Annotated in this window: 3 protein-coding genes; all 3 read right to left on the reverse strand. The window is 56.8% G+C overall.

The window, feature by feature from the left end; translation table 11 throughout:
* Positions 1-357 precede the first annotated feature (357 nt).
* On the reverse strand, positions 358-792 hold the full coding sequence (locus tag K206_RS0136145; protein WP_020207099.1) for a hypothetical protein: 435 nt from the start codon (positions 790-792) through the stop codon (positions 358-360).
* Positions 793-1,102: 310 nt separating this feature from the next.
* Positions 1,103-1,633, reverse strand: coding sequence for an SMI1/KNR4 family protein (locus K206_RS42405; protein ID WP_081651639.1), 531 nt, complete (start codon positions 1,631-1,633; stop codon positions 1,103-1,105).
* A 2-nt stretch (positions 1,634-1,635) separates the two neighbouring features.
* On the reverse strand, positions 1,636-2,823 hold a 1,188-nt coding region (locus K206_RS42410; RefSeq protein WP_196812981.1), incomplete at its 5' end, for a DNA/RNA non-specific endonuclease.

Consider the following 2,823-nt stretch of genomic DNA (forward strand, 5'->3'; position numbering starts at 1 on the left):
GAGGCCAGGAACGGCAACGCCCGCGCAAGGCGGGCCTCAGAACCACTTGCGTCGATGCTACGCTGGTTCGGAATTCCTTCAACCCGGTAGGTGGTCACTAGAGGATTCAACTCACCGACGGTCCCAGCCTTTTGGATAGCACCAGCCCCAACGACCGTTGCCAATGGTCCCCAATGCCCCCCTGTCGCTCCGGCGATTGATACAACGCGCTGGAGGACTGGTACGTCTGATTGCCGCCGGTAACCGCGTTGCCCAGGCCATAAACCGCATGTCCGATAGCATCGCCTGCCGTCAGCACCGCTTGCCGGCCTCCAGCGGCGCCGTTATCAACTGCAGCGTACCTTCGCTCAGTCCAAGTCAGGTTTTCCCAACCGTGGTATCGGCAAAGAATTCCGTCATCGGATTGGTCACCAGGATGTCTCCGGTCACAACAGGACCGTAGGTCGTGCTGCGCCCGAAGCTGCCATCGAAGGCATTTTTGGATTGTTCAATTTCAAGTCGGTCGGCACAAACCGTCACCTGCGGCAGCATGACTTCCCCGGTAATACTGGTGCTGATTGCCTGCCCACCGAACGTCTGCGCGTAGCGTTGCGCCTGGGTCTGTGGCTCGCCTATGTCGCTCCAGTAGTAGCCGCCTCCCGATGCACTCGAAGTCATCGGCTGCGTCTGCGGAGGCGATACATCACCCTGGAATATCCCCGTTGTCGGTATGCTAGCCAGATAGTGCGGACCATCGGCATTGCCGTAAGTGCTCCCCTGCCTCATCACATTGCCCTGCGACTGGGCGAACATCTGTTCCTGCGCGTTCAGGCCGGCACCGCTGCTGTTCCGGACTAGGCTACTACCCGGCGCATTGCCAAACGCAGCAGGTCCGACATCGAATCGTACTCATAGCGACCTGCGCGCCTTATACCGCAAGGTCTTCGCAGGCAGCGACACATGGCAATCCGGGGCCATTTGGCGCAAATGGCCCGATATGCGCTTTTAGCAGGCAGCCACCCGGGAAGGGTTCCGGGGTCAGGCGTCGGCAGCTCCGAGTTCGTTATTGTGGTCGGCCTCGGTCTCCAGCACCTGCAGCATGCACTTGTGGGGTAATGATAACTTAGTGATTTACCTCAAAACCGACTTGATGGCCTGGAAAATTGGTTGGAAACGCCGAACAGGTGATTCTTCGCTCGATAAGTTGCAGCAAGAACTCTGCAAACCCCAAGTCGAAAACTTCCCACTCTGGCGAACGGGACTCATTTACAACAATCTTCCACCCCTCCGGCTTATTCAGGGTCAGCCAATAGAGCATATCGCCGTTGTCAGTAATCCCAAAAGGCAATACCCCCCCCGGAACCGGGAAGACGCCATACGGTATCGATTCCCCATATAACGACAAATCCGCCAAAACCCTTCTCTGTATTTGCAGTTGATTTTCAAGATTAATATTCGAATTTTTTGAAAATGGATTTAATATCCAGAGGAAGTTCGCAATTCTGCCGGAACCGTACTCTTGAATGAACTGCTTGTAGTCTTGCGGAAACACAATTCCAAGACGCGCCTCCAGGGCCGACCAGTCATCATTCACTGGCAATTCGACCGGCGTGGTCGGTCGAGGTAGAATTTCATTAATTCGCGCAAAACTCATTTTCACCACCCAATTGGATTGAGTACACTGACACCTATGTGAAACCCATCATTTCCCTGGCCCGATAGAGTTACGCCACGAGGAATCAAATTATTTCCTTTATAAACAGGAGTTACATGGTACTCAACCGTTTGACCGCTCTCCACCGCAGCGCGGACTTGACTCTCGTATCCGCGCATTACCGGACTGTTCGTCCAGTTTTGCTGCAATGTCACTAAATTCTCCGGCATGTCACCCGAGCCGCCCAGTTGTCGACCGAGTAAATGACCACGTGCTTGATTGTACTTCATGCCATCGCCAGCCCAACCCGGCGGCACGATAGAAGGATTGGCTACAGTCCCCGTGTTAATCATATCCTCCGTAATTGTCGCCTTGATTCCTGTTGGCCGACCGAGTGCATCTAGGACACCATAGTTGATCGAACCTGTAGTACCACTTGTTCGCGCTCCTCCAGTAACCAGTACGCCGTCAACTCTTGCGACTGAAGCACCGCGCGTTCCGAGACCGAGAGCACCGCCAGTGACGATGGAACCTACTGCCAAGCCAGCATCGGCGAAGGACTTAGCGCCCCATACAGCGGCCCCCGCGTAATCACCCGCCGCGAAGTTCACCCGAGCGTTGTCGACAGCAGTACCCCCAATCGTGTCATAGCTAAACTGCTTGGTGCTATCCCAGACCTCTCGCGCGACCTTGCCTGCCTGAACACCAACAGAAGGATTCAGCCCCTCCATTACACCGAGGTACCCGCCCGAGAACGCCCGTTTGAAGTCGCTAATCTGATCATCCAGATCGGGCTCGACCCGAGCATTCACAATCGGTAGCGAACCTCCTATCACCGAGTCCCTGCCATCAATAACGCCACGCCCAATGACCGGGGCGCTCGACCAATGCTCATCGGTGAAGGCGCGGGCCCCCTCGAACATCCCCGCTGTCCGCGTGATGCCGAGGCCGGCATCAAAGGCACTTGTCCGGCCCGCCAATCCGTCGCCCGCGAAGGTACCCGTCAAGCCATCGATAGTATCGAGCGCACGATACGGCGAACTGGTGCCGTTGACCAGCAGCGCACCGCCCACCATCTGCCTGTCTGGAAGGCCGTCGCCCGCCTGGGCCAGCGCCTGCTCTTGAGAACCTCTGGCGCTGCTGGAGTTGCTGGCCAGGCTCCCACCGAGCGCATTGCCACCCCCCTCCAC

Origin of the sequence: Cupriavidus sp. WS, assembly GCF_000395345.1 — a bacterium.
Lineage (GTDB): Bacteria > Pseudomonadota > Gammaproteobacteria > Burkholderiales > Burkholderiaceae > Cupriavidus > Cupriavidus basilensis_B.